21 protein-coding genes are annotated in these 24,731 nt (G+C 70.5%); 10 read left to right on the forward strand and 11 right to left on the reverse strand.

Annotation, left to right across the window (positions count from 1 at the left end; translation table 11 throughout):
* The first annotated feature begins 67 nt into the window (after positions 1 to 67).
* The 3 genes from Plo01_RS02415 to Plo01_RS02425 all read left to right on the forward strand — a co-directional run bounded on the left by Plo01_RS02415 (position 68) and on the right by Plo01_RS02425 (position 3,808).
* Positions 68 to 1,666 (forward strand): SPFH domain-containing protein, encoded by a 1,599-nt coding sequence (locus Plo01_RS02415; protein ID WP_203888801.1) that lies wholly within the window; start codon positions 68 to 70, stop codon positions 1,664 to 1,666.
* 85 nt (positions 1,667 to 1,751) lie between these two features.
* The gene (locus Plo01_RS02420) at positions 1,752 to 3,008 is read left to right on the forward strand and encodes an SPFH domain-containing protein (RefSeq protein WP_203888802.1); all 1,257 of its coding nucleotides are present in this window, start codon (positions 1,752 to 1,754) and stop codon (positions 3,006 to 3,008) included.
* A 29-nt stretch (positions 3,009 to 3,037) separates the two neighbouring features.
* Positions 3,038 to 3,808 carry a sporulation protein gene (locus Plo01_RS02425; RefSeq protein ID WP_203888803.1) on the forward strand — a complete coding sequence of 257 codons (771 nt, stop codon included), beginning with the start codon at positions 3,038 to 3,040 and terminating at the stop codon, positions 3,806 to 3,808.
* 175 nt (positions 3,809 to 3,983) lie between these two features.
* Here Plo01_RS02425 and Plo01_RS02430 read toward each other — a convergent pair whose 3' ends face one another.
* From Plo01_RS02430 to polA, 7 genes are all read right to left on the reverse strand, one after another.
* Positions 3,984 to 4,631, reverse strand: a complete 648-nt coding sequence (locus Plo01_RS02430; protein ID WP_203888804.1) for a hypothetical protein — start codon at positions 4,629 to 4,631, stop codon at positions 3,984 to 3,986.
* Entirely contained in the window at positions 4,624 to 5,628 is a 1,005-nt protein-coding gene (locus Plo01_RS02435) for a hypothetical protein (RefSeq protein ID WP_203888805.1), read from the reverse strand. Before Plo01_RS02435 ends, Plo01_RS02430 begins: the two co-directional genes overlap by 8 nt.
* 141 nt (positions 5,629 to 5,769) lie before the next feature.
* The gene (coaE, locus tag Plo01_RS02440; protein ID WP_203888806.1) at positions 5,770 to 6,363 is read right to left on the reverse strand and encodes a dephospho-CoA kinase; all 594 of its coding nucleotides are present in this window, start codon (positions 6,361 to 6,363) and stop codon (positions 5,770 to 5,772) included.
* 94 nt (positions 6,364 to 6,457) lie between these two features.
* A complete protein-coding gene (locus tag Plo01_RS02445) occupies positions 6,458 to 6,913 on the reverse strand; it encodes a GNAT family N-acetyltransferase (protein ID WP_203888807.1) in 456 nt (151 codons plus the stop codon).
* 166 nt (positions 6,914 to 7,079) lie between these two features.
* The gene (gene rpsA, locus Plo01_RS02450; RefSeq protein WP_203888808.1) at positions 7,080 to 8,573 is read right to left on the reverse strand and encodes a 30S ribosomal protein S1; all 1,494 of its coding nucleotides are present in this window, start codon (positions 8,571 to 8,573) and stop codon (positions 7,080 to 7,082) included.
* A 235-nt stretch (positions 8,574 to 8,808) separates the two neighbouring features.
* Positions 8,809 to 9,960: a polysaccharide deacetylase family protein gene (locus Plo01_RS02455; RefSeq protein ID WP_239315813.1), complete on the reverse strand. Its 1,152-nt coding sequence runs from the start codon at positions 9,958 to 9,960 to the stop codon at positions 8,809 to 8,811.
* Positions 9,961 to 10,100: 140 nt separating this feature from the next.
* Entirely contained in the window at positions 10,101 to 12,806 is a 2,706-nt protein-coding gene (gene polA / locus Plo01_RS02460) for a DNA polymerase I (protein ID WP_203888809.1), read from the reverse strand.
* A gap of 140 nt (positions 12,807 to 12,946) precedes the next feature.
* Here polA and Plo01_RS02465 point away from each other — a divergent pair, with 140 nt between their 5' ends.
* A complete protein-coding gene (locus tag Plo01_RS02465; protein WP_203888924.1) occupies positions 12,947 to 13,291 on the forward strand; it encodes a PaaI family thioesterase in 345 nt (114 codons plus the stop codon).
* A 521-nt stretch (positions 13,292 to 13,812) separates the two neighbouring features.
* Here Plo01_RS02465 and Plo01_RS02470 read toward each other — a convergent pair.
* The 3 genes from Plo01_RS02470 to Plo01_RS02480 are packed head-to-tail and all read right to left on the reverse strand — an operon-like array spanning position 13,813 to position 16,292.
* Entirely contained in the window at positions 13,813 to 14,574 is a 762-nt protein-coding gene (locus Plo01_RS02470; protein WP_203888810.1) for an amino acid ABC transporter ATP-binding protein, read from the reverse strand.
* On the reverse strand, positions 14,571 to 15,422 hold the full coding sequence (locus Plo01_RS02475; protein WP_203888811.1) for an amino acid ABC transporter permease: 852 nt from the start codon (positions 15,420 to 15,422) through the stop codon (positions 14,571 to 14,573). The genes Plo01_RS02470 and Plo01_RS02475 overlap by 4 nt, the downstream gene beginning before the upstream one ends.
* A 3-nt stretch (positions 15,423 to 15,425) precedes the next feature.
* A complete protein-coding gene (locus Plo01_RS02480; protein WP_203888812.1) occupies positions 15,426 to 16,292 on the reverse strand; it encodes an ABC transporter substrate-binding protein in 867 nt (288 codons plus the stop codon).
* Positions 16,293 to 16,453: 161 nt separating this feature from the next.
* On the opposite strand from Plo01_RS02480, the gene Plo01_RS02485 reads away from it, so the two are divergent.
* Entirely contained in the window at positions 16,454 to 17,029 is a 576-nt protein-coding gene (locus tag Plo01_RS02485) for a DUF4352 domain-containing protein (RefSeq protein WP_203888813.1), read from the forward strand.
* A gap of 68 nt (positions 17,030 to 17,097) precedes the next feature.
* Here Plo01_RS02485 and Plo01_RS02490 read toward each other — a convergent pair whose 3' ends face one another.
* Positions 17,098 to 19,932 (reverse strand): AfsR/SARP family transcriptional regulator, encoded by a 2,835-nt coding sequence (locus Plo01_RS02490; protein ID WP_203888814.1) that lies wholly within the window; start codon positions 19,930 to 19,932, stop codon positions 17,098 to 17,100.
* Positions 19,933 to 20,257: 325 nt separating this feature from the next.
* Between Plo01_RS02490 and Plo01_RS02495 the strand changes: the two genes are divergently transcribed.
* The 5 genes from Plo01_RS02495 to Plo01_RS02515 all read left to right on the forward strand — a co-directional run bounded on the left by Plo01_RS02495 (position 20,258) and on the right by Plo01_RS02515 (position 24,725).
* A complete protein-coding gene (locus Plo01_RS02495; protein WP_203888815.1) occupies positions 20,258 to 21,250 on the forward strand; it encodes an AfsR/SARP family transcriptional regulator in 993 nt (330 codons plus the stop codon).
* A gap of 176 nt (positions 21,251 to 21,426) precedes the next feature.
* Positions 21,427 to 21,591: a hypothetical protein gene (locus Plo01_RS02500; RefSeq protein WP_203888816.1), complete on the forward strand. Its 165-nt coding sequence runs from the start codon at positions 21,427 to 21,429 to the stop codon at positions 21,589 to 21,591.
* A gap of 128 nt (positions 21,592 to 21,719) precedes the next feature.
* A complete protein-coding gene (locus tag Plo01_RS02505) occupies positions 21,720 to 22,280 on the forward strand; it encodes a thioredoxin domain-containing protein (protein WP_203888817.1) in 561 nt (186 codons plus the stop codon).
* A complete protein-coding gene (locus Plo01_RS02510) occupies positions 22,277 to 24,172 on the forward strand; it encodes an ABC transporter ATP-binding protein (RefSeq protein WP_203888818.1) in 1,896 nt (631 codons plus the stop codon). Before Plo01_RS02505 ends, Plo01_RS02510 begins: the two co-directional genes overlap by 4 nt.
* 10 nt (positions 24,173 to 24,182) lie before the next feature.
* Entirely contained in the window at positions 24,183 to 24,725 is a 543-nt protein-coding gene (locus Plo01_RS02515) for a MauE/DoxX family redox-associated membrane protein (RefSeq protein ID WP_203888819.1), read from the forward strand.
* Positions 24,726 to 24,731: the final 6 nt, after the last annotated feature.

The following is a 24,731-nucleotide window of genomic DNA, read 5'->3' on the forward strand; positions in this document are numbered from 1 at the left end:
TCACCCGTGCCAGGCCCACCGGACGTTACATATCGGGCTTTCCGCACATGACTATCTCGGAGGTGTGATGTCCCGGCCAAGAGAGGCCGTCCGGCAGGCAGCCGCGGCGGCGGCCCAGGCGATCGCGCAGGGTGGTGATCCACGCCAAGCGGTCGGGCAGGCGGTCGGCCAGGTCGCGGGGCAGTTCACCGGTCAGGGGCCCGGGGAGAAGGGCTTCTCGCTCAACCCCGGCGACTTCCTGGCGGCCCGTGATCAGGGCGTGTCCACCGGAACGGTCATCGAGGCCCGCAGCGCCTCGCTGAACGAGGCCGGCGAGATCGTCAACCGCAGCTTCAGCGAGCGCGGCGAGAACGGCGAGCCGGTCCACGTGATCTCCCCCGTCGTCATCCCCAAGGGGACCACCGCCCGGGTGGTCCTCCCGCTGATCGTGCTGGCGGTTCTCGGCGTGGTCGGCCTGGTCGCCACCGGCCTGCCCGAGGGCGCGCGGGTGCTGTTCGGCGTGCACTACTGGATCGTGCTGGCGCTGGCCGCCGCGTTCCTGTGGTGGCGGCGGAGCGTGGTGATGGTGCCCGAGGGCTGCAAGGCGCTGATCACCAAGTTCGGCAAGCTCGTGCAGATCGCCGAGCCGGGGCGGGTGACGCTGTTCAACCCCTGGAAGCGGGTCAGCTACATCGTCAACACCACCCGCGAGTACCCGTTCAACGCCCCGATCCGCGAGGCCCCGACCCAGCAGGGCGTCAAGGCCAGCGTGGACCTGTTCCTGCAGTTCCGGATCGAGGACCCGGCGGAGTTCATCTTCGTCCTGGGCTCGGTCGGCGGCTTCCAGGCCAAGCTGCAGAACGCCATCAGCGAGGTCACCCGCTCCCTCATCTACGCCCAGCGCGCCGAGGACATCTACGACCTGGTCGGGGAGAGCACGCTCGGCATGCTGGAGAACCTCAACCAGCAGTTCCTGCCCGCCGTACGGCTCACCGACGTGAACATCACCCACGCCGAGCCGTCCAGCCAGGAGTACCGGATGGACCTGGCCGCCCCGGAGATGATCCGGGTGGCCAAGGAGGCCTACACCTACGAGTACGAGCTCCAGCTCCGCAAGGAGCAGAACGAGGGCGATCTGGTCAAGGAGCTCGCCGGACTCCAGGAGCAGCTCTCGGCCATCCACGCCGAGATCGCCGGATACCAGGCCCGGATGGACACCGCGCTGGAACGCGCCTCCCACCAGGCCAAGGCCCAGGCGGGCCAGCGGCTGGTCGAGGCGGAGTCGACCGCCAAGGCCAACGCCGCGCTGCTGGAGGCCCAGGCGCTGGACATCCGGGCGCTGAGCGCCGCGGAGGCCCCCGAGATCCTCGACTACCGCTTCCAGCAGGACATGCTGGACAAGCTGGAGGCCGTGGCCTCGCACCTGCCCCGCGTGGTCCAGGTCGGCGAGACCGTCGACATCGACCTGCTGTCGCTGGCCCAGCAGCTCGTCGGCAGCCGCGAGGCGGCGCTGTTCTCCGAGACCGACATGGCCGCGATCCGCGCCCGGGTCGCCGAGATCGGGCACCGGGTCGAGTCCCGGGAGTCGGAGATCACCGCCCTGCTCAACCCGCCCGCCGAGACCGCGGCCACGAGTGCGGCGACCGCCGTGCAGAACGATGACGTGAAGGAGGCGAGCGACCAGTGAGCGCTGAGCGAACCCGACGCAGTGAGCGGAGCGGCTCGCGAGGGACGAGCGGTCCGCGGAGTGAACGAGGAGCGGTGAGCGACCAGTGAGCAGGGAATTCTCGAAGATCAAGGAGTCTCTGGCGGCCTGGTCCGACATCCGCCAGCTGCTGCGCGGCGGCGAGTCCGGGCAGCTCGTGCCGGTGGTGATCCCCAAGGACCGCCGCGGTTTCGCCTGGGTGACGCTGTTGTTCCTCGCGCTGTACATGGCGGGCACCGCGGCGTTCGCCGACGGGACGCTGCGCCTCCTGGCCGCCGCCGGAACGGTGTTCTTCCTCATCGCGGCGGCGATCTGGCTCTGGCGCCGGGCCATCATCGAGATCGAGGAGGGCACGACCGGCGTGCGCAGCCGCTGGGGCGCGATCGCCGGCACCCTGCCGCCGGGCCGGCACTACCTGTGGCTGCCGTGGGACCGGGTGGACGCGGTGGTGGACACATCCACCGAGATCCCCTACTCGGCGCCCATCGTGGCCTGCCCGACCGCCGAGAACGTGCCGCTGAAGTCCATCGAGTTCTTCCTGAAGTTCCGCATCATCGACCCGGTCGCCTTCGTCCGGACGATCGGGGCGGGTAACTTCGACCTCGTGCTCAGCAGCGCCGTCCAGGACGCCATCCGCCAGCGCAGCCGCCTGGTGAACACCGAGCGCGCCTACGACCTGCGGGGCTCCGACGTCGGCGACATGCAGGAGGCGCTGAACCGCCAGCTCGGCCGGTACGGCGTGCGGGTCACCGGCGCCAACATCCCCGACGTCCAGCTCCCCGACACCTACCAGCAGCACCTCGCCACCCGGGAGAAGGTCGCCAAGGAGATGTCGGCCTTCGAGCGGGAGTGGGAGCTCACCCGCAAGCGGAGGATCGACACGCTGCTGATGGAGATCGAACGCGCGAAGAAGACCCGCGACGCGCGTATCGTCGAGGTGAGAGCCGCAGCCAACACCGCGCGCAAGGACGTCGCCCGCATGCTGGAGGAGCACGAGACCGAGGCCCAGCGGGTCCGCTGGGAGATCGAGGCCCGGGGCCGGGCCGAGCTCACCTCGGCCGAGAACGAGGCGAAGGCGCTGCGCCGCCTGGCGGAGTCCTACCGCGACAACCGGGCCGTCCTCCAGTACGAGCTGGCCCGCCGCCGGCTGGACGTCGGCGCCAGGCTCGCCGAGAGCGCGCCGCGTCCCGTCGTCGTCCGCACCGCGGGCGCTCAGGGCGATTCATCCGCTCTGTCCACTCTGCTTCTGGCCCAGATCCTGCCGCAGCTCAGCGTCGGGAACGGTCAGGCCGCACCCCCCGTTGAACACAACGCAACCCACTGATAACCGTCTCTACCTCTGGGAGTCTCCCGATGGTGTTCCGTAAGCTGAAGGCCGCGTTCGGAGCCGGTGTCGAGGTCGACACCGTTCTGCAGAACTCCAACGTCCGCCCCGGCGAGATCCTGCGCGGGCAGGTCAACTTCCGCAGCAGCAGCTCCGACTACAAGGTCGAGGGCATCTTCATCGACTTCACCGCGGTCGTGGAGGTGGAGAGCGGCGACAACGAGTACAAGACGACCTTCAGCTTCCTGCGCCAGCAGGTCGCCGGACCGTTCCAGCTCGCCGCCGGCGCCGCGCACTCGACCCCCTTCGAGATCCCGGTCCCGTGGGAGACCCCGATCAGCGCCATCGGCGGCCACCCGCTGCACGGCATGAAGCTGGGCGTGGCCACCGAGCTCGCCCTGGCGGGCGCGGTGGACAAGGGCGACCTCGACCCGCTGTTCGTCAACCCGCTGCCCGCCCAGGACTACGTCATCCGCGCCCTGGACGGCATGGGCTTCCGCTTCAAGAAGGCCGACCTGGAGCGCGGCACCCTGCACGGCTCGACCATGCCGTTCTTCCAGGAGATCGAGTACTACGCGGGCCACGAGTGGGGCCGCCACTTCAACGAGCTGGAGCTGACCTTCCTCGCCGGGCCGAACGCGATGGACGTCATCCTGGAGGCCGACAAGCGCGGCTCCTTCGGCGGCAGCCACGACACCTACAGCCGTTTCACCGTCCGCTACACCGACAACCCCGCCCAGGCCGACCAGGCCCTGCGCGGCGGCCTGCAGGCGATGGCCCAGAAGCGCGGCTGGTTCTGATCCACCGGATCCGATCCGCTCACCGGGCTCCGGCCCGCCGGGTATGATCCGCTCAGCCGGCGGCCCCGGTCCGACCGTCACCGACGGCCGGACCGGGGCCGCCGGCCTTCGCCGCTCTCCGCTCCGCCGAGGCGGTCAGCCGGTCCGGCTCAGGCCGGGGCACGACCGGCCCGGGTCAGGGGGACAGGCCGCAGGCGCGGGCCACGGGGTCCAGCAGGGCGAGGGCCTCCGCCGCCGGGCACCGCTCCCGGCGGCTGGTGGACGGCACGCCGTCCGGCGGGCCCAGCATCATGTTGTGGACCCCGGGGCGGTGCTCGCCCAGAACGACGGTCGCCGTGGGCCCGCGGTGCCCGCTCCGGTGGTACCGGCCGGCGGCCAGCCGGTAGATCCGGCCCGCCGGCACCTCCTCCAGGCGCTCGCGGGCGGAGACGACGAGACGCCCGGTCGGCATGATCTCGTCCACCCCCTCCAGGCTGTCCACCCGGTACAGGCGCGGTCCCCGACCGGCCGCGTCGTCGCGGATCGACAGGATCTCGTTGAACACCGTTCCGGACAGCACGTAGCTCCACAGATCCCAGCTGTGCGCGTGGACGACGGGATGCATCCTCTCGCCCGCGCTCTCCCACAGGTGCAGGCAGAGCCCGGCACGGCCGGCACGGTGCAGGGGCACGCACACGAATTCCAGGGGGTGCCTGACCGCCTCGATCGGACGGCGCCCCGAGCGCAGCTCGGCGACGACCTCCCGGATCCGGCGCCGCAGGCCCGCCGTGTCGCCGGCACGCAGCGCACGGGCCGCCGCACCGATCGGGGCGCCTTCACCCATACGGGTTGTCGGGGTCGACGGCATGCTTGACGACCTTCGCGGCGTCCTCGTCGGAGTAGGACTCCGGGAGCGCCATCCCCAGGCGGGCGAACAGCTCGCGCGCCTCCTCCACCGTGGGAACGTCACTCAACGCCGGGGCCCGGTTCAGCGGCACCGGCCGCGCCTGTTTGAAGCTCTCGTCGAGCTCGTTGCGCCAGTAGTCGTAGTAGAAGCGCCCTTCTTTGATCATCATCGCCGGGAAGCGCGGGCCCCGCTCGGTGATGACCAGGCACGCCTGCGTCATGTCCCAGCGGAAGATGGTCATGGTGGACGAGAGCGCGACAGCGATCTTGAGACGGGGGTACTTCTGCTGCCACCAGCAGGTGGCGAGGATCGTGGCGTAGAGCTCTATCTGGGTCTCCTTCGCCGTCCAGGACCGCTCGTCCTCGTTCGGATCGTCGACGGTGTACCGGAAGTAGTTCGCGTAGCGGGCGCACAGGGCGTGGTCCGTCGGGTCGAGGATCTCCAGGCGCACGGTCAGCTCCCGGCGGTTCTGCCGCGCCCGCCGTACGCACTCGGGGATGACCACCGCCCGCACGAAGGTCGCCGTACCGCCCTTGAAGATCCACTCCTTGGCCTCGGCCCTCGCCTCCGTCAGGACGCGCGAGATCTCGCCGCCGGTCAGGACCCTGACGTTGATCGCCTCGTCCAGCGCCGCCCTGGCGTCCGATATCACGCCGTCGAGGCTGTTGATCCGCTCGATCTGGTCCGGGAGCGCCCGCAGCGAGGTGTGCGCCGTCAGCAGGGCCTCACGGGTGTCCGGCTCGGACTCGCCGCGCCAGCGCTCGCGCAGCAGCGCCAGGGAGAGCGCCGCGAGCGTCACGAGGATGGCGCTGTTGACGTGCGCGACCGAGGCCACCCCGGTGAGCCCCAGGACTCCCGCCACAACCGCGATCATCAGCGCGATCAGGGCTTCGGCGTTGGCGCCCAGCCAGCCCAGCAGGACTTTCCCGCGCATGCCACCGCCTTCGCCCGCCGGCCGATGTCTCCACGTTAATGACTGGCCGGAGAAGGTCCAGTGGTTTGCCGACTTTGGCCGCCGCCAGTCGACGACGGCCCGCCGCCCGCCGGCTCCCGCCGGCCCGCGCTGCGGCAGTCGTCAGGCCCTCGTGGCGAGCTCGGCCCAGACCTCGTCCACCCGGGCGTCCAGCTCCTCCAGGGAGCCCTCGTTGACGATCACGATGTCGGCGACCGCCAGCCGGTCCTCGCGGGTGGCCTGGGCGGCGATCCGGGCGCGGGCGTCCTGCTCTCTCATGCCGCGCATCTCCGCCAGCCGGGCCAGACGCACCTCGTCGGACGCGTCGACCACGATCACCACGTCGTACATCGGGGCGAGCTTGTTCTCCGCCAGCAGCGGCACGTCGTAGACGACGACCGTGCCCTCGCCGGCCCGGCCCTGCAGCTCGGCGACCCGGGCCCCGACCAGGGGGTGCACGATGGCGTTGAGCGAGGCCAGCTTCTCGGAGTCGGCGAACACGATCGAGCCGAGCTTCTCCCGGTCGAGCGCGCCGTCCTCGCGGAGCACCCCGGCCCCGAAGACCGCGACGACCCGCGCCAGCCCTTCGGTCCCCGGCTCGACCACCTCGCGCGCGATCTTGTCAGCGTCGATCACCATCGCGCCCTTGGCCGACAGCCGCCGCGACACCTCGCTCTTGCCCGACCCGATCCCGCCGGTGAGCCCTACCTTCAGCATGGTCGGCAGCATACGGGTACGGCCCGCCCGCCGGGAGGGCGGGCATGCGGCCACCCGGCGTCCGGAGGCGCCGTGCGCGGGGCAGAGGGTCCCGTCACACCTCTCTGCGCATGTGCACCAGGGTGAGGTGGTCGCTCATCCGTTCCCTGCGGGTCTCACGGTAGCCGTGACGGCGGTAGAGCCGCAGGTTGCCCTCGGACAGGTGCCCGGTGAACAGGTCGAACGCCAGCGCCGAGGCGGCCTCGTCGTGCAGGGCCGCCAGCAGCGCCCCGCCGATCCCCCGGCCCTGCAGGTCCGGTGCGACGACCAGCCGCCCGACCACGCAGGTCGTCCCGGACATCTGGCCCCGGACCGCGCCGACGACGCGCGAGGCGTCCCGGGCGACGAGCACGGTGGCCGTCTCGACGGCCTTGCGCACCTGCTCGGCCGTCTCGATCAAGGGCGGGATGAACGGGTCGCCGTAGAGCTGTGCCTCGCTCACGTAGGCCGCGCGCTGCACGGTGAGGATCTCACCCGTGTCCGCGGGCCCCGCCCGCTCGATGGTCGTCACGACGCCACCTTAGCGGCGTGATCGCCTCACCCGCCGGGAGACCGGAGCCGGAGGCCGGAGACCGGGCCGGGGCCTGGAGGCGGGAGACACGGAGGCAGGAGGCGGGAAAAGGAGAAGGGCCCCGCCGGAGCGGGGCCCTTCACCGGACTACTCGTGCCTCACAGGCTCAGCTCTGGCCGCCCGCGAGCTTCTCGCGCAGGGCCGCGAGAGCCTCGTCGGAGGCGAGAGCGCCACCCGCCGGAGCGGAGGAGCTGCTGCTGCTGCTGGAGGAGGCGCCGGGGGTCTCACCGGAGTAGGACGTGGGGGCAGCCTCGCCCGCCTCGGCCTCGGCCTTGCGGGCCTCCTCGACCTGCTTCTTGTGCGCCTCGAAGCGGGTCTGGGCCTCGGCGTACTGCCGCTCCCACTCCTCGCGCTGCTTGTCGAAGCCCTCGAGCCACTCGCCCGTCTCGGAGTCGAAGCCCTCGGGGTAGATGTAGTTGCCCTGGTCGTCGTAGGTCGCCGCCATGCCGTACAGCGTGGGGTCGAACTCGACGTCGGCGCCCATCGCACCCTCGTTGGCCTGCTTGAGCGAGAGCGAGATCCGGCGACGGTCGAGGTCGATGTCGATGATCTTCACGAAGATCTCGTCGCCGACCTGGACGACCTGCTCGGGGATCTCGACGTGGCGCTCGGCCAGCTCAGAGATGTGGACCAGGCCCTCGATGCCCTCCTCGACCCGGACGAACGCGCCGAACGGCACCAGCTTGGTGACGCGGCCCGGCACGACCTGGCCGATCTGGTGGGTGCGGGCGAACTGCTGCCACGGGTCTTCCTGCGTCGCCTTGAGCGACAGGGAGACGCGCTCACGCTCCATGTCCACGTCGAGAACCTCGACGGTGACCTCCTGGCCCACCTCGACGACCTCGGACGGGTGGTCGATGTGCTTCCAGGACAGCTCGGAGACGTGCACCAGGCCGTCGACGCCGCCGAGGTCCACGAACGCACCGAAGTTGACGATCGAGGAGACGACGCCCTTGCGGACCTGACCCTTCTGCAGGGTGTTGAGGAAGGTCTGGCGGACCTCGGACTGGGTCTGCTCCAGCCAGGCGCGGCGGGACAGGACCACGTTGTTGCGGTTCTTGTCCAGCTCGATGATCTTGGCCTCGAGCTCGCGGCCGACGTACGGCTGCAGGTCGCGCACGCGGCGCATCTCGACCAGGGAGGCGGGCAGGAAGCCGCGGAGGCCGATGTCGAGGATGAGACCACCCTTGACGACCTCGATGACGGTTCCGGTGACGATGCCGTCCTCGTCCTTGATCTTCTCGATCGTGCCCCAGGCCCGCTCGTACTGAGCGCGCTTCTTGGACAGGATCAGACGGCCTTCCTTGTCCTCCTTCTGGAGGACCAGGGCCTCGACGTGCTCGCCAACCTCGACGACGTCCGCCGGGTCGACATCATGCTTGATCGAGAGCTCACGCGAGGGGATGACGCCCTCGGTCTTGTAGCCGATGTCGAGCAAAACTTCATCTCGATCGACCTTGACGACGGTGCCCTCGACGATGTCGCCGTCGTTGAAGTACTTGATGGTCAGGTCGATCGCGGCGAGGAACTCTTCCTCGGACCCGATGTCGTTGACCGCTACCTGCGGGGTGCTCGAGGTGGCCTCAGTGCTGCTCGTCATGTGTGGAATTGCTCCGAACGCGGACAGATGTCGATGTTGGCGAACGCGCGGCAGGCTTTTGAATCGTTCAGCCGAAGGAGTTTGTCATCGACATGATCGAGCGCGAGCCCACTCCGTCCGAGACACGCGCGAGCCCACAGCGCAGCGATCAGCATATGAGACCAGACGGGCCTGGTCAATCCGGAGAGCGGAGACGCCACGCCCCCCGAAGGGACGAAAACGGCGGCGGGCAGCCTCAATAGGCGTTGACCTGCTGTCTCCGCTTGGAGCTGATATTACCCTGAAGTTCCTGCGGGATGGAGATGCGTTCGGGGTCGCCGTCCGCGGTGTAGCGCTTGCCGGGGTGCTTGTTCAGCCACTCCAGCCAGTACTGCGAGCACCACCGCCGACACTCGCCCTTCTTGCCGTTGCTCTGGATCCGCTGGATGGCCCGCCAGTCGTAGGCCTTGGAGAAGGGCGACTCCGACGGCTGCGCGCCGGCGAGGAAGACCCCCTTGAAGCCGAAGCGGGTCCCGTCCCACTTCCCGCGCTGCACGCTGGAGCGCGGGTGCGGCATGGCGCCGAACGGCAGGGCGAGCGTCTCCGAGGGGCCGGCGCCGAGGGCCTCGAGCATCCGTTCGACCCGGACCAGCTGCTCCGCGATCCGCTTCTTCGACATCCCGGGCAGCGCCGGATGGCTCCAGGTGTGGTTGGCCACCTCGAACCCGCGCGAGGTCAGCCACTGCACGGCCCGCGCCTGGTCGGCCCGGCTCCGCAGGCCGAACGGCTGCTGGTTCACCCAGAAGGTGGCGACGGGCCGGAAGTCAGGATATTTCCGGGCGACCTGGTAGATGATGCCGACCGCCGTGTTCGCCACCGGCATGCCCTTCTCGTCCAGCGCGAAGTGGCTGGGGTGACCGTCGTCGAAGGTCAGCACGACCGGGTGCTTCCCGGCCGGGATGTCCATCTTCCCGGTGGCGAACTCCCGCGCGGTGACCGGCACGTAGCCGTCCCTGGCCAGTTTCTCCATCTCCCCCCGCACCTGGGCGGGGGTCCGGTCGATGGAGGCGAACCGCTTCTTCATGATCCGGTGGTACATGATCACGGGGACCAGGCCGGCCTCGTTCGCCTTCACCTGCCGGGCGAACTCCGGGGTGGCGGTGACCGGCGGGGGCAGGTCGGCGGAGGGCAGGTCGGGCGCGGGCGGCTCCGAGGCGTCGCCCTTCGGCCCGCCGGGGTCCGCCGTGCCCGAGGCGCCCGGGGTGGCCGGGGTGGCCGGGGTGGCCGAACCCGCCGGCGCGGACCGCCGTTCGGGGGCGGGCAGGACCTGGAGCACCCCCACGGCGATGATCACGACCAGCGCGTTGGCCACCATGACGATCTGAGTGAGAAGGGATGGACTCCGCACAAAACTCCCGTGCCCGTCGAGGTGTCGGCCTGCCGTCCAACCCTAGAACAGACTCAGACAAGCCTGGCCACTCCGACACCCACCCCACAGTCGGGCGAAGCCTCGCCTTCCACTCGGACCGCCGGCACGGCGGCGACGGCTCAGTGCCCGGCGTCCTCCCACGTGCGGCCCACGCCCACGGAGACCTCCAGCGGCACGCGCAGCACGTAGGCGGCGTTCATCCGCTCGCGCACCAGCTCGCGCAGGGTGTCCAGCTCGCCCGGCGCCACCTCGAACACGAGCTCGTCGTGGACCTGCAGCAGCATCCGGGAGCCCAGGGCCGCCTCCTTCATCGCGTCCCGAACGTGGAGCATCGCGAGCTTGATGATGTCGGCCGCCGACCCCTGGATCGGCGCGTTGAGCGCCATCCGCTCGGCCATCTCCCGGCGCTGCCGGTTGTCGCTGTTGAGGTCGGGCAGGTAACGGCGGCGGCCCAGGATGGTCTCGGTGTAGCCGTCCTGGCGGGCCTGGGCGACGATCGCGTTGAGGAAGTCGCGGACGCCGCCGAACTCCTCGAAGTACTCGTTCTTGAGCTCCCTGGCCTCCGCGACCGGGATGCCGAGCTGCGCCGAGAGCCCGAAGTCGGACAGGCCGTAGGCCAGGCCGTAGTTCATCGCCTTGATCTTGGCGCGCATCTCGCCGTTGACCTGCTCGGGCTCGATGCCGAAGACCCGGGCGGCGGTCGCCTGGTGGAAGTCGTGCCCGGACTCGAACGACGCGATCAGCGCCTCGTCGCCGGACAGGTGCGCCATGATGCGCAGCTCGATCTGGCTGTAGTCGGCCGTCAGCAGCGTCTCGTAGCCCTCGCCGACGACGAAGCCCTGCCGGATCCGGCGTCCCTCCGCGGTGCGGATCGGGATGTTCTGCAGGTTGGGCTGCTTGGAGCTGAGCCGCCCGGTCGCCGCCACCGTCTGCTCGAACGTCGTGTGGATGCGGCCGTCGTCGGAGATCTCCTTGATCAGGCCCTCGACGGTGGTGCGCAGCTTGTCCTGGTCGCGGTGGCGCAGCATGATCGTCGGCAACTCGTGCTCGGTCTGCGCGGCCAGCCAGGCCAGCTGCTCGGCGTCGGTGCTGTAGCCCGTCTTGATCTTCTTGGTCTTGGGCAGCGCCAGCTTGACGAACAGGATCTCCTGCAGCTGCTTGGGCGAGTTGAGGCTGAACTGCTCTCCCACGGACGCGTGGGCCGCCTCGACGGCCTGCTTGACCGCCGCGCGGAACTCGGCCTCCAGGCCGTCGAAGTGGGCGCGGTCGGCGGCGACGCCGTCGCGCTCCAGCTCGGCCAGGACGGTCACCAGCGGCAGCTCCACCTCCCGGAGCAGGTGGGCGCCGCCGCGCGACTCCAGGAAGGCCTCCAGCGCCTCGGCGAGGTCGCGCACGGCCAGGGCCCGCAGGGCGAGGTCGCGGGCGACGTCGGCGTCCTGGTCGTCGAAGAGGGTGGCCTGGCCGTCCGCCGCGGCCCCGTCGCGCAGCTCCCGCTGGAGGTAGACCCGGACGAGGTCCTCCAGCGGGAAGGAGCGCTGTCCCGGCGTCGCCAGGTAGGCCGCCAGCGCCGTGTCGCACGACAGCCCGCGGAGCTCCATCCCCTGGGCCCACAGGCCCAGCATGGGGCCCTTGGCGTCGTGCACGGCCTTGGGCCTGGACTCGTCGGCCAGCCAGGCGCGCAGGGCCGCCTCGTCGGCCTCGTCGAGCCCGGCCGGGTCGACGAACGCCGCCCGGGGCCCGGAGCCGTCGCCGCCGGGCGCGGCGATCGCGACGCCGTCGACGCGGCCGGTGCCGCGGCCGTACGCGCCGGTGAAGGCCAGACCGGCCCGCCCCGCGGGCAGCCCCTCCAGCCACGCGGCCACCTCGCCGGCGCCGAGCACGGCGACCTCCACCTCGAAGCCGCCGGAGCTCTCCGGCTCGGGCGAGCCCAGCGTCTTGAAGAGCCGGTCGCGGATCTCGCCGCGGAACTCCAGCGTGTCGAGGATCTTGTCGATCTCGCCGCGGTCCCACTGGCCGATCGCCAGCCCGGAGACCTCGTGCTCCAGCGGGACGTCCCGGATGAGCTGGGTCAGGCGGCGGTTCATCAGGACCTGGTCGAGGTGCTCGCGGAGCTTCTCGCCGACCTTGCCCTTGACCTCGTCGACCCGGTTGACCAGCTCCTCCAGGGAGCCGAACTCGCGGATCCACTTGGCCGCGGTCTTCTCCCCCACGCCCGGGATGTTCTTGAGGTTGTCGCTGCTGTCGCCGCGGATCGCGGCGAAGTCGGGGTACTGCACCGGGGTGAGCTCGTATTTCTCCAGCACGACCTCGGGCGTGAACCGGGTCATGTTGCTGATCCCCACGCGGGTCATCAGCACGGTGATCCGATCGTCGACGAGCTGCAGCGCGTCGCGGTCGCCGGTGACGACCAGCACGTTCATGTCCTGCGCCGCGGCGCGGGTGGCCAGCGTGGCGATCAGGTCGTCGGCCTCGTAACCGGGCAGCGACAGGTGCGGCACGCGCAACGCGTCGAGCATCTCGTGGATCAGGCTCATCTGGCTGCGGAAGCTGTCGGGGCTGGCGGTGCGGTTGGCCTTGTACTCGGCGTACTCCTCATGCCGGAAGGTCGGCTCCGAGCGGTCGAAGCAGACCGCCACGTGGGAGGGCTGCTCGTCGCGGAGCACGTTGACCAGCATCGAGGTGAACCCGTAGACCGCGTTGGTCTTCTGCCCCGTCGAAGTGGAGAAGTTCTCCTCGGGCAGCGCGTAGAACGCCCGGTAGGCCAGGGAGTGTCCGTCCAGCAGCAACAGACACGGACGAGTGGGGGTCGCTTCGCTCTTCGGCACAGCAGAAGCCTAGTCTCCTGGTGCGACAGAAAACCCGGCCTCGCACGACAGGAGACATCCCCTTGACTCTGACCGGTCCCGACGACGCCTCACTGCAGGAGCTGATCAACTCGGTGCACGAGAACACCCTCGCCCAGCGGATGGGCATCGAGATCATCGAGGCGAGCGCCGAGCGCGTGGTCGCGCGCATGCCCGTCGAGGGCAACACGCAGCCGTACGGCCTGCTGCACGGCGGCGCCTCCTGCGTGCTCGCCGAGAGCATCGGCTCCACCGGCGCGGCCATCCACGCCGGCCCGGACCGCATCGCCGTCGGCATCGAGATCAGCGCCACCCACCACCGCTCGGCCACCTCCGGATACGTCACCGGCGTGGCCACCCGCCTGCACGGCGGCCGGACGCTCGCCACCTACGACATCGAGATCACCGACGAGCAGGGCCGGCGCGTGTGCACCTCCCGGCTCACCTGCATGCTCCGCGACGCCTGACCGCCCGCCCCGGCCGGCGCGCCCGGCCCGGCCCTTCCCGCGCGGGACTCCTCGCGAGGCCCGCCCTCCCGCGCGGTGATACTCGCCGGACACGTGAGAATGCCCGCCGGAAGGCCGGCGAGATGCTTATAGTGGGACCGAAATCCCGCCGCGCAGGCGAAACGGGATCGTGAAAACCCAACCGCGACACGAAGGATTCCCGCTCCGCGCCGACGGGTAAGGGAATCAACGCGAGTGACGCAGGCGTCCGCGGGGAGACCGAGTAGAAAACGTGCAGGGTCGGGGAAGCTCTGTACGGCGCCAAAGGTCTCTCCCGGGCCCTGCTCGCTCGTGGAGCCGGGACCACGCGGCACCGCACACACCAGTGCCGGGCCGTACGGTCCCGGCTCTTTTCGTGACCGCGCACGTTTCATGACCACGCGCGTTTCGTGACCGCGCACGGACAGGCCCGCACGAGCGGGCCCGCAGCCGCGTGCGGCCCGCGCCGGGCGGGCGCGGGCCGCACGGGGACTCCGGAACCCTCAGACGTCGGTGTGCGTCGGGTCGAGCACCCGGCGCAGGAACGACTTGGTCCGCTCGTGCTGCGGGGAGCCGATCACCTGGGCGGGCGGGCCGTCCTCGACGATGACGCCGCCGTCCATGAACACCACCCGGTCGGCGACCTCGCGGGCGAACGCCATCTCGTGGGTGACCACCAGCATGGTCATCCCCTCCTCGGCCAGCTTGCGCATGACCGTCAGCACGTCGCCCACCAGTTCGGGGTCGAGCGCCGAGGTGGGCTCGTCGAAGAGCATCAGCGACGGGTTCATGGCCAGGGCGCGGGCGATGGCCACCCGCTGCTGCTGGCCGCCGGAGAGCTGCGCCGGGTAGGAGGCCGCCTTCTCGCTGAGACCGACCCTGTCCAGGTTGTCCCGCGCGATCCGCTCGGCCTCGGCCTTGCCGCGCTTCAGCACCCGGCGCTGGGCGATCGTCACGTTCTCCAGCACCGTCATGTGGGGGAACAGGTTGAACTGCTGGAAGACCATGCCGACCCGGCGCCGGGCCGCGTCGAGGTCGACGTCGCGGTGGGTCAGCTCGACGCCCTCCACGAACACCTTGCCCGCGGTGGGCTGCTCCAGGAGGTTCACGCAGCGCAGCAACGTGGACTTGCCCGACCCCGACGGCCCGATGACGCAGACCACCTGACCGGGCTCGACGGTGAAGTCGATGCCCCTGAGCACCTCGAGCTTGCCGAAGTGCTTGTGCAGATCGCGGATCTCGACCGCGTGGCTCACCGGGGTCACCGTCCCTTCCCCTGGCGCTTCTCCAGCCGGGTCGCGAGGTAGCCCAGCGGGATGGTGACGAGCAGGTAGGTCACGCCGACCACGAGGATGGGCGTGGCGTTGGCGTGCGTGGAGGCCAGGTCGTTGCCGAACTTCGTCAGCTCCACGTACTCACCGGAGACGCCGAGGAACAGCACCAGCGACGAGTCCTTGAGCAGGGACACGAACTGGTTGGTCGTCGGCGGGATCACGATGCGCACGGCCTGCGGGATGATGATCGTGGTCATCGACCTGCCGTACGACATGCCCAGCGAGCGGGCCGCCTCCATCTGTCCCTTCGGGACCGCCTGCAGGCCCGCGCGGAGCGTCTCGGCCATGTAGGCCGCGCCGACGATGGTCAGGCCCAGGATGCCCTGGCCGTACAGGTCGCCGGGCACCTCGAAACCGGGCAGCGCCAGCGGCAGGAACAGGATCATCAGGAAGATCAGCAGCGCCGGGAGGCCCCGGAAGATCTCGATGTAGGCGATGGCCAGCCACCGGTACGGCCGTACCGGAGACAACCGCATCAGGGCCAGGATCAGGCCGAACAGGAACGCGAAGAAGAACCCGCCGACCGAGTAGATGAGGGTGTTCTTCAGCGCGATTGTGAACAGCTCGGGCAGAGCCTGCTCGGCGACCTCGGCCTTGGCGAAGTTCTGCGCCAGGCTCGCCCAGTCGACGAACAGAACGGCGGCGACCGCGGCGGCCACCAGTACGACGTACTGGACGGCCCTGCTGATCTGCTGCCTTTGACGGGGGCTGAGCCCGGTCCCGGCGGGGGGAGTCCCGCCGGGACCGGCCGGCTCAGCCTTGATGGGCTGGTCGGTCATGGATCAGCCGAGCTCGCCGGGCTTCTTGCCGAACCACTTGACGTAGATCTGCTCGTAGGTGCCGTCGGCCTTGGCCTCGGTGATCGCGTCGTTGACCGCCTTGAGGATGACCGGGTCGGCGCCCTTCTTCAGGCCGACGCCGTACTGCTCGCCGGTGTCCAGGCTGGCGATCAGCTCGAACTTCTCGGCGATCTCCGGCTTCTTCAGCCAGGTGAGCACGACCGGCAGGTCCTGGATGATCACGTCGACCTGGCCGGACTGCAGGCCCAGCAGCTCCTTGGGCGAGTCGGCGAACTCACGCGGGTTGAAGCCGTTCGCCTTGGCGTGGTCGAGGCCGGTGGTCGACGCCTGCGCGCCGAGCTTGAGGTTCTTGGCCTTGACGTCCTCCAGCGACGCGGCGCCCGTGCCCTTCTTGGCCAGCAGCGCCTGGGTGGCGTCGAAGTACGGCACGGAGAAGTCGATGTTCGCCTTGCGCTCTTCGGTGATGGTCATGCCGGCGGCGGCGACGTCGCACTTGCCCGCGGCCATGGCCGCGCCGCTCTTGATGACGGCGAAGTCGATGTCGACGATCTCCTGCGTCACTCCGAGCTTCTTGGCGGCCAGGTCGACGATGTCGACGTCGAAGCCGACCACCTTGTCGCCCTCCTTGAACTGGAAGGGCTCGTACGGCAGGTTCGTGCAGGTCGTCAGCTTGCCCGGGGTGACCAGCTTGGGACCTCCCGCGGCCGCCGGGGCGCTGGTCGTGGCCGCCCCGCTCGGGCTGGCGCTGGTCTCGCCGCCACCGCTGCCGCAGGCCGACAGGCCGAGCGCGCCGGCGAGGACCGCCGCGCCCACCGTGAGCGCGCGGCGGGAAATGAAACTCAGGCCCACAACGGCCTCCTTCGATCAACGTCGCTTCTCTGTATGGATACCTCAGTGCACGTGATGCTGCCTCACATCCGTGGCCGAGCAGGTCACCGCTGTGACACGATTCGGACAACAAGCATGGTCATGAGTGACACCTTGCACTGTCGTGACTAGATTTGATCTTTATGTCGCGCCTTGCCGCATCAGCCGGGACGGCCCTGCTCCTCGCCGCGACGCTCGGCGCCTGCTCCGGCGGCGCCGCGGATCCCGAGCCCACGGCGACCCCCACGCCGCTGTACGACCTGGCGCCCCGGCACGTGCGGGACTTCGAAGTGCCGGTCACCGCCGCCCCCGTCACCGTGGGCAAACTCAAGATTACCGCGATCGGGCTGCGCACCGGTTTCTGCTGCGTCGTCGGGACGCACGCCGAGTGGCCCGCCAAGGGCCAGTACGTCTTCGTGCGCGTCCAGCTCCACAACACCGACCGGGACCGGCAGAAGTTCGAAGGGCTCGAACAGCTTCTGATCACCCAGGACGGCCGGAGCCACAAGGTCGACATCACCGCCATGAACATCAGGCGCCAGGACTACCGGCTCACCCTGGGCGCCGGCAACATCCTGGAAACCGACCTCATCTACGACGTCCCCAAGGACGCCAAGGTCAAGGCCATCCGCTTCACCGCCAAGGTGACCACCGCCATCGGCGGCATCAACGTGGAGACCCAGCAGAAGGAGGTCCCCCTGCCGCCCACCTCCCGGTGAGTCTCCCCCGGGCGCGTGGGAAGGTCTCGCCCCAGCCGGGAGGATCCGGAGCCGTGCGCCTTTGCGTGTCATCGCCCGGCGACGAGGACACGGACCTCTTCGGCCTCGGGAACGCCGAGATCCGTCAACTCCGTCAGAGCCTCCTCCCAGCACCGCCGCGCCGACTCGGCGTCACCCGCGCTCCGGTAGAGACGTCCCAGCAGCCGCAGAGCGCGGCCCCTGCCGTAACGGTCGGAGGTCTCGCCGAAGATGCCGACCGCCCGCGTCACCGGGGCGATCCCGCCCACGGCGTCGTTCCCCGCGAGACGCGTCTCCCCGATCTCGCAGAGGAGATTCGCCACACGGGTCACGTACCCGATGCGCTCGGCGATCTCGAGGGCGCCCGTGAGGGCCTCGAGCGACTCGCCGAAACGACCGGCCGCCCGATGGGTGGTGGCCAGGTCGTCCAAGGCGTCTATCTGGCCGGGGTTGTCGCCGAGTTCCCGGCACAGCTTCACCGACGCCGCGTTGCACGCCTGCGCATCGTCATAGCGTCCCGCCTCGCGGTGGACGGCCGCGAGGTTGGCCAGGGCGTACCCCTGTGCCAGCCGGTCGCCGGCCTGCTCGGCGGCGGTCAGAGCGATCCCGTAGTGGTGGGCGGCTTCATCCGTGGATCCCATCAAGTGGTGGGCGACGCCCAGGTTGATGTGCCCCCGGACCTCCCCTCCGATGTCCCCGATCTCCTGGCGGACCTTCAAGCAGTTCTGGGCGTACGCCAGGGCAGCGGGGAGATCTCCGCGCTCCCTCCTCAGCTTGCCCAGTTCGTCCAGGGTGTCCGCCACATGGGCCGGGTTTCCCCGCCTCCTCGCGGCCGACAGCACCGACTCGTTGACACGGACCCATTCCTCCGTGGACCCGCGGAACCGGAACAGCCAGGTCAGTGCCCGCACCGTTGCGACGGCCGCTTCTTCGCACTCCGGTGACCGCAGGCCGGCGCGGATCGCCGCCAGCAGGTTCGGGCGCTCGGCGTCGAACCACGTGAGGGCCTCCTGCGCTCCGGCGAAAGGATGAGAGGGGGAGGACGCCTCGGATGACCTTTCCGTCAGCACCCGCACCGCGTGTCCGGCCAGGGCGCGGTACGCGTCGAGCAGCCGGTTCACGGCGCCGGAGAGCTCGTCCGGTGAATCGATCCCGGCCCGCTGGGCGGCGTAGAGCCGGACGAGGTCGTGCATCCGGTACCTGCCCGGCCGGTACGGCTCGAGAAGCTGCGTCCGGACGAGATCGAACAGCGCCGTCGCCGCGGCGACGGGTGAGACGCCGAGAAGAGCGGCCGCGCTTTCCACTGTGATGTCCGGGCCGTCGATCAGGCCCAGGAGGCGGAACGCCCGGGCGGCTCGCGGCCGGTTCCCGAGCAGTTCGTAGCTCAGCTCGAAACTGGAGTTCACCGACAGGTCGTCCAGTTCGAGCTCCGCGAGGCGACGGCGGTGGTCCGCGAGGCGCTCGGCGAGCATCGTGAGGGACGAGCCCATCAGACTCTCGGCACGGGCTCCCGCGATCCGCAACGCGAGCGGGAGGTGACCGCAGAGCCGGGACACCTCGGCCGCCGTCTCCGCGTCGGGCCGCTCGTCACGCCCGCCGACGATTCTGCCGAGGAATTCGACCGCCTCGTCCTCGGCGAACATCCCCAGCCGGATCCGCCGCCCGACGGGCAGCGTCGCCAGGGAGTCCCTGCTGGTGATGACCGTGGCGCAGGCCGGGCCCGTCGCCAGCAGGGGCCTCACCTGGGAGACGTCGGCGGCGTTGTCCAGCACCACCAGCACCCGCCGGCGCGACAGGACGCTGCGGTAGAGGGCGATCCGTTCCGTCTCGGAGGAGGGCGGCGGGCCGGTGGAACCGAGCGCGCGCAGGAACCCGGCGAGCACGTCGGCCGGCCGCTCGGACGCGCGCTGGACGCCTCCGAGGTCGACGTGGAGCTGGCCGTCCGGGTACCGATCGCGCAGCCGGTGGGCGACGTGTACGGCGAGCGCCGTCTTCCCCACTCCCGCCGGACCGGCGATCAGCATGACGGGGGACTCTTCGGCATCGGCCGCCGCGACCAGTTCGCCCACTTCCCGGGACCGGCCGGTGAAGTCGGCTATGCCGGCGGGCAGCTGCGCGGGGACCGGCCTTTCCTCCGCCCCGTCGGTGGGTGACCCGTCCGGCGGCCGGGTCACCGCCCCTTCGAGGATCTCCCGGTGCAGCTGTTGCAGCTCCGCCCCCGGTTCCATGCCGAGTTCCTCGACCAGGCAGCGCCGGGCCCGCGCGTAGGCGGCCGCGGCGTCCCCCCTGCGCCCGGCCCGGCGCAGCGCCATCACCAGGGAACCCCACAGGGACTCGGAGAGGGGGTACTGACGCACGAGGGATTCCAGCTCCGCCACCAGTTCGCCGTCGCGGCCGAGGGCCAGCTCACCGCGGACGCATCGCTCCAGGGCCGCCAGCCGCATCGAGTCGTACCGGGCCCGTTCGTCGGCGACGCTCCGCACGTCGATGCCGGCCAGCAGTTCCCCGCGCCACTCGCGCAGGGCAGCCCGCAGACGCGGGACCGCCTGACACGGATCGCGGATGTCGGCGGCCGCGGAGACCGCCCGCTCGAACCGTTCGACGTCCCGGCTCCCGGCCGCGACCCTCAGGCGGTACCCGTCCCCGTCCCTCCGCAACGCCACGCCCTCGCCTCCGGCGAGTTCCTTGCGGAGCCGGTAGACGTAGGCCTGCAGGCTCGACCGGGCCGCGGCGGGCGGGCTCCCGTTCCACAGCTCGTCGATCAGCCGTTCCTCGGTGATCACCTGGTTGGCGTCCAGGAGCAGCAGGGCCAGCAGGACTCTCTGTTTCGGAGCGGTGATCCGGATCTGCCGGCCGTTCTCGTGGATTTCCAGCGGACCAAGCATCCGGAAGTCCACCGAGCCCCCCGTCACTCATCCCGCGGGCGAACCCCGCATCCGGCCACCGATCCATTCGAATGCCAGCATCCCGTCATCCGAATGGAGGCAGGACGACACGGAAAAACATTTCATGATTGATCATGACTCACAAGTCACCCTCCGATATGAAATGCCTCTTTCTTCATCCGAAGTCCGGGAACCTGGCGCCAGCGGTCCGCCAGCGGTCCGCCAGCGACGACGGTGATGATGACGCCTGCCTGCGACCCGGCAGGTGATCGCGACCGGCGAACCCGGCCGCAGACCGGTTTCGAGAGCATCGACCGGAGGTCATATGGAATTTCGCATTCTGGGTGCGCTGGAAATAGCGCACGCGAACAGGACCATCCCACTCGGCGGATCGCGGCGGCGGGCCCTGCTGGCCGCGCTCCTCCTGCGGGCGAACGAGGCGGTCAGCGTCGGTTATCTGGCCGAAGCGATCTGGGAACGGATCCCCGCGTCCGCGTGCTCCAACCTGCGCACCCATATCGCGGGGCTGCGTCACGCGCTCACCCCCGCGGGGGCGCGCCTGGTGACGGAGCCCTCGGGCTACCGCCTGAGCGTCGGAGACGGCGAGCTGGACCTCCTCCGATTCGAGGAGGCGGCCGCGCGGGGCGCCGAGCTGATGGGCAGGGGCGAGATCGACGCGGCCGCCGACCATATCCACGCGGCACTGCGCATCTGGCGTGGCACACCCCTCCAAGGGCTGCCGCTCGGGCCGTTGCTGCAGGCGGAGGTGGCCCGGCTGGAGGAGCGGCGGCTCCGGGTCGTCGAACAGTGGCTCGCCGTACGGCGCGCGTGCGGCGCCCATCACGACGCCGTCGGCGAATTGCGCCGCCTCGTGGCAGAGCATCCTCTCCGGGAGAGCCTGTGGTCGCACCTGATGGCGACCCTCCACGAATCCGGGCGTACGGCCGAGGCCCTGCAGGCGTACCAGGAGGCGCGGAGGCTGCTGCGGGAGCAGTTGGGCATCGATCCCGGCCCCGAGCTGCAGAGGGCCCACCAGCGGATCCTGCGGGGACAGACGGTCCCGCAGGCACCGAAGATCGCACAGCCCCGGGCGCTCCGCCGCGAGACGACCCCCGGCGGGACGCCGGCGCGGTCCCCGGCGGAATCCGCCGTACCGCGGGAAGGGCCGCCGTCGCTGGTCACGCTGCTGCGCGTCCAGAACACCGCCCTGCTCGAGCAGTGCGCCCGGCTCACGGCGGCGAACGAGCGCCTGACCTCACGCGTGGCGGAACTTGAGGGGCGACCGGCCCATCCGCGCAACCGGATGGGCGTCGGCTGACGCGCACCGGAGGAACCCGGTCTTCCGGGGAGATCGGGAAACCCCCGGAAAAAACCGGCTCTCCCGGTCACGGCCCGCGCTGTGCCCGCCGTGTGCGCCGCCTGTGCGGGCGAGAGGACATCCTGACGCCGTGTCCGGCTCTCCGAGGCCGGCTTCCAACGGAAGGGAAGTGAGTGATGCTCCGTACCGCCGAGAGGATCGGGGACCGCCTGCTGTCGATGGTGGTGCCGCGCGCCGAGGCGAAGGCGTACTGGTGCCTCCACTGCACGCTCGCGTGGTCGCAGCGCTGCTACAACACCCCCAGCGGCACCTACTGCACCTACCAGTGCATGTCCTGCTGATCTGAGATGACACGCCGGCTCAGCGCGGAGTGACTCCCATCAGCGAACCGGAGACTCCTGGCGGCCGTTCACCGCGCTGAGCCGCTTCTCCTCGTCAGAGATTCCCCGGGGTCGAAAGAAGGTTGTCCGTGCCGTATCTCGTTGCCGCCGTGGTCTTCGTCGGAGCCCTCGGCCTGCTCAATCTCCTGCTGGGTGTCGCGGTCATGGCCAGGCTCCGTGAGCACGCCCAGCAGATCGCCAAGCTGGGAGACCCCGCCAGACGGCCCGGCACGGTCTCCGCGGGAGACTCCGTCGAGGCCTTCTCCGCTGTCACGACGTCGGGCGAACCGGTGGCCAGGGAACGGCTCGCGGACGGGACCCTGGTGGCGTTCTTCTCGCCCGGCTGCCCTTCGTGCGTCGAGCAGGCGGCCGAACTCGTCAGGCACGCCCCGGACTGGCCCGGCGGGCGGGACGCCGTCCTGTCCGTCGTCATAGCGGATCCCGGTCAGGACGTCTCGGCACTGGTGGGCGAGCTCGAGCCGGTCTCCAAAGTGGTGGTCGAGCGCAACGGCGGCCCCCTCATGGCCGCCTTCCGGGTGGACTCCATCCCCGCGATGTGCGTGGTCGACGGCTTCGGCGTGGTCCTCGCCAGCGGCGGCAGGATGGAGCAGGTGCTCGTCACCCAGGTCACCCAGGTCACCCGGGCATGAACGGCCGCGCGTCCCGCCTGGCCGCAGCGGCCAGGGCCGTCTCGCTGGGGTGGCGCGCCGCCCCTCGTCTCCTGGCGGCTTACACGGCCTTCACCGTGGTCTCGGCCGGGCTTCCGGTGCTGGTCGCCTGGCTGACCAAGGTCGTACTGGACGGCCTGGTCCGGGGGGCGGCGGAGGACGTCCTCCTCGGGCTGGCCGCCGCGCTGGCCTGCGCCGGACTCCTGTTCTCCATAGCCCAGCACGCGGCGGAGTTCCTGCGCGCCGAGGCGCACCGGCGCATCGGGCTGGCCAGCAAGAACCTCCTCTTCCGCGCGGTGGAGCGATTCGTCGGTCTCGCCCCGTTCGAGCGGCCCGAGTTCCACGACAGGCTCCGGCTCGCCGAGGAGGCCGGCGCGACCTCACCCGGGAACGTCGTCAACGGGCTGCTCCAGGGGGCGCGGGGAGTCCTGGTGCTCGCCGGTTTCGCCGGCTCCCTGGTCTTCATCAACCCGCTGCTGGCGCTGATCGTCGCCGTTTCGGCCCTTCCGGCGCTGGTCGCCGAGAACTCGCTGGCCCGCGAGAAGGTCGGGATGATGGCCAGGATCAGCCCGATGATGCGGCGCGAGATGTTCTTCAGCCAGCTGCTGACCGACAGCCAGTCGGCCAAGGAGGCCAGGCTCTTCGGCTTCTCCGCCTTCCTTCGCGGGCGCATATCGGCCGAGCGGACGGCCGCCAACGAAGCCGAGCACCGGCTGGACCGCAAGCAGTTCACCACGCAGAGCGGGCTGTCGTTCGTCTCGGCGGGAGTCGCCGGGCTGGGCCTCGTCTGGGCCGTGCTCGCCGCCCGGAGCGGCGCCCTGTCGCTCGGCGACGTGTCGATGCTGGTGGCGTCCCTGGCCGGGACCCAGACCGCCCTGTCGCAGCTCGTCCAGCACTACGCCGCCACGCGGCAGGCGCTGCTGCTGTTCACCCACTACCTGGAGATCGTCGAGGCCGAGGCCGACCTGCCGGTCCCGGCGCCCGCCCGGCAGGCCCCCCCTCTGCGAAGCGGCATCGAACTGCGCGACGTGTGGTTCCGCTACTCCGACGAGCATGACTGGATCCTGCGCGGAGTGGACCTCTTCATCCCCCGCGGCTCGGCCCTGGCGCTGGTCGGCCGCAACGGCGCGGGCAAGAGCACGCTGGTCAAGCTCCTGTGCCGGTTCTACGACCCCACCCGCGGGGCGATCCTGTGGGACGGCGTCGACCTGCGCACCATGGACCCGCACTCCCTGCGGGCCCGCATCTCCGCCGTCTTCCAGGACTTCATGCAGTACGACATGACCGCCGCCGAGAACATCGGCCTGGGGGACGTCGACGCGCTCGGCGACCGGGAGGCGCTGACCCGGGCGGCGGGCATCGCGGGGATCCACCGGACCCTCGCGGCCCTTCCGGGCGGGTACGACACCATGCTGAGCCGGTCGTTCGCCGCCGAGCCGGCATCGCCCCCGCCCGCCGGGGAGACCGGCGGCGATCAGACCGGCGAGCCCTTCTCCCCGGCCTCCGGCTTCACCCTCTCCACCGGGCAGTGGCAGCGCCTGGCCGTCGCCCGCGCGTTCCTCCGCGGGCGACGCGATCTGATGATCCTCGACGAACCCAGTTCGGGCCTGGACGCCGCCGCCGAGTACCGGCTCCACTCTGTCCTGAGGCGCCACCGGTCGGGCCGGACCAGTGTGCTGATCTCGCACCGCATGAACACGCTGCGGGACGCCGACCTCATCGTGGTCCTGGTGGACGGGCGCGTCACCGAGCGGGGAAGCCACACCGACCTCATGGCGTCGGCGGGCGAGTACGCCCGGCTCTTCTCCCTGCAGGCCGAGGGATACACCGAGCCGGCCGCCAGTCTCGGCATGAGCGACACCGGGTCGCGTTGAGGAGATGATCATGCACTACCTGGAGCTGTCGTGCCGGGCGCTTCTGGCCCTCGTCTTCACCGTGTCGGCGGCGGGCAAGGCCAGGAACACGGCCTCGTGGCGGTCCTTCACCCGATCCCTGACCGACCTCGGGATCGCCGCCCGGTGGGCGCCTCCCGCGGCCGTGACCGTCACCGCCGCCGAGGCTCTGACCGCGGCGTCACTGGTCTGGGCACCCTCCGCGCGGATCGGCTACATGCTCGCGGCGGGCATGTTGCTGATCTTCACCACGGTGATCTGGCGCACCGTCCGGCGTGAGGCGACCGTACGGTGCGCCTGCTTCGGACCGTCCGGGGCGCCGATGAGCCGCCGCCACCTGTTCCGCAACGGCCTGCTCCTGGCCGTCACCGCAGGCGGCTGGGCGCTCGCCCGTCCCGGCGGGGCCCATGAGGCCGCCGGCGTGGCCATCGCCCTGGGCGCCGCGTTCACCGCCGGGATGCTCGTCGTCCGTTTCGACGACCTGGCGGCCCTCGTCGCCGGACCCCCGCGAACGCGCCGGGAGAGCGCGCGGTGAACCGGA

The sequence above is a fragment of the Planobispora longispora genome (assembly GCF_016863135.1).
In the GTDB taxonomy this organism is placed as follows: Bacteria; Actinomycetota; Actinomycetes; order Streptosporangiales; family Streptosporangiaceae; genus Planobispora; species Planobispora longispora.

Coding starts and splice junctions, on each gene's coding strand:
- Plo01_RS02415 (WP_203888801.1), top strand. CDS start 68: ATGTCCCGGCCAAGAGAGGCCGTCCGGCAGGCAGCCGCGGCGGCGGCC.
- Plo01_RS02425 (WP_203888803.1), top strand. CDS start 3,038: ATGGTGTTCCGTAAGCTGAAGGCCGCGTTCGGAGCCGGTGTCGAGGTC.
- Plo01_RS02430 (WP_203888804.1), bottom strand. CDS start 4,631: ATGGGTGAAGGCGCCCCGATCGGTGCGGCGGCCCGTGCGCTGCGTGCC.
- Plo01_RS02435 (WP_203888805.1), bottom strand. CDS start 5,628: ATGCGCGGGAAAGTCCTGCTGGGCTGGCTGGGCGCCAACGCCGAAGCC.
- coaE (WP_203888806.1), bottom strand. CDS start 6,363: ATGCTGAAGGTAGGGCTCACCGGCGGGATCGGGTCGGGCAAGAGCGAG.
- rpsA (WP_203888808.1), bottom strand. CDS start 8,573: ATGACGAGCAGCACTGAGGCCACCTCGAGCACCCCGCAGGTAGCGGTC.
- Plo01_RS02465 (WP_203888924.1), top strand. CDS start 12,947: ATGGGCATCGAGATCATCGAGGCGAGCGCCGAGCGCGTGGTCGCGCGC.
- Plo01_RS02475 (WP_203888811.1), bottom strand. CDS start 15,422: ATGACCGACCAGCCCATCAAGGCTGAGCCGGCCGGTCCCGGCGGGACT.
- Plo01_RS02485 (WP_203888813.1), top strand. CDS start 16,454: ATGTCGCGCCTTGCCGCATCAGCCGGGACGGCCCTGCTCCTCGCCGCG.
- Plo01_RS02490 (WP_203888814.1), bottom strand. CDS start 19,932: ATGCTTGGTCCGCTGGAAATCCACGAGAACGGCCGGCAGATCCGGATC.
- Plo01_RS02495 (WP_203888815.1), top strand. CDS start 20,258: ATGGAATTTCGCATTCTGGGTGCGCTGGAAATAGCGCACGCGAACAGG.
- Plo01_RS02500 (WP_203888816.1), top strand. CDS start 21,427: ATGCTCCGTACCGCCGAGAGGATCGGGGACCGCCTGCTGTCGATGGTG.
- Plo01_RS02510 (WP_203888818.1), top strand. CDS start 22,277: ATGAACGGCCGCGCGTCCCGCCTGGCCGCAGCGGCCAGGGCCGTCTCG.
- Plo01_RS02515 (WP_203888819.1), top strand. CDS start 24,183: ATGCACTACCTGGAGCTGTCGTGCCGGGCGCTTCTGGCCCTCGTCTTC.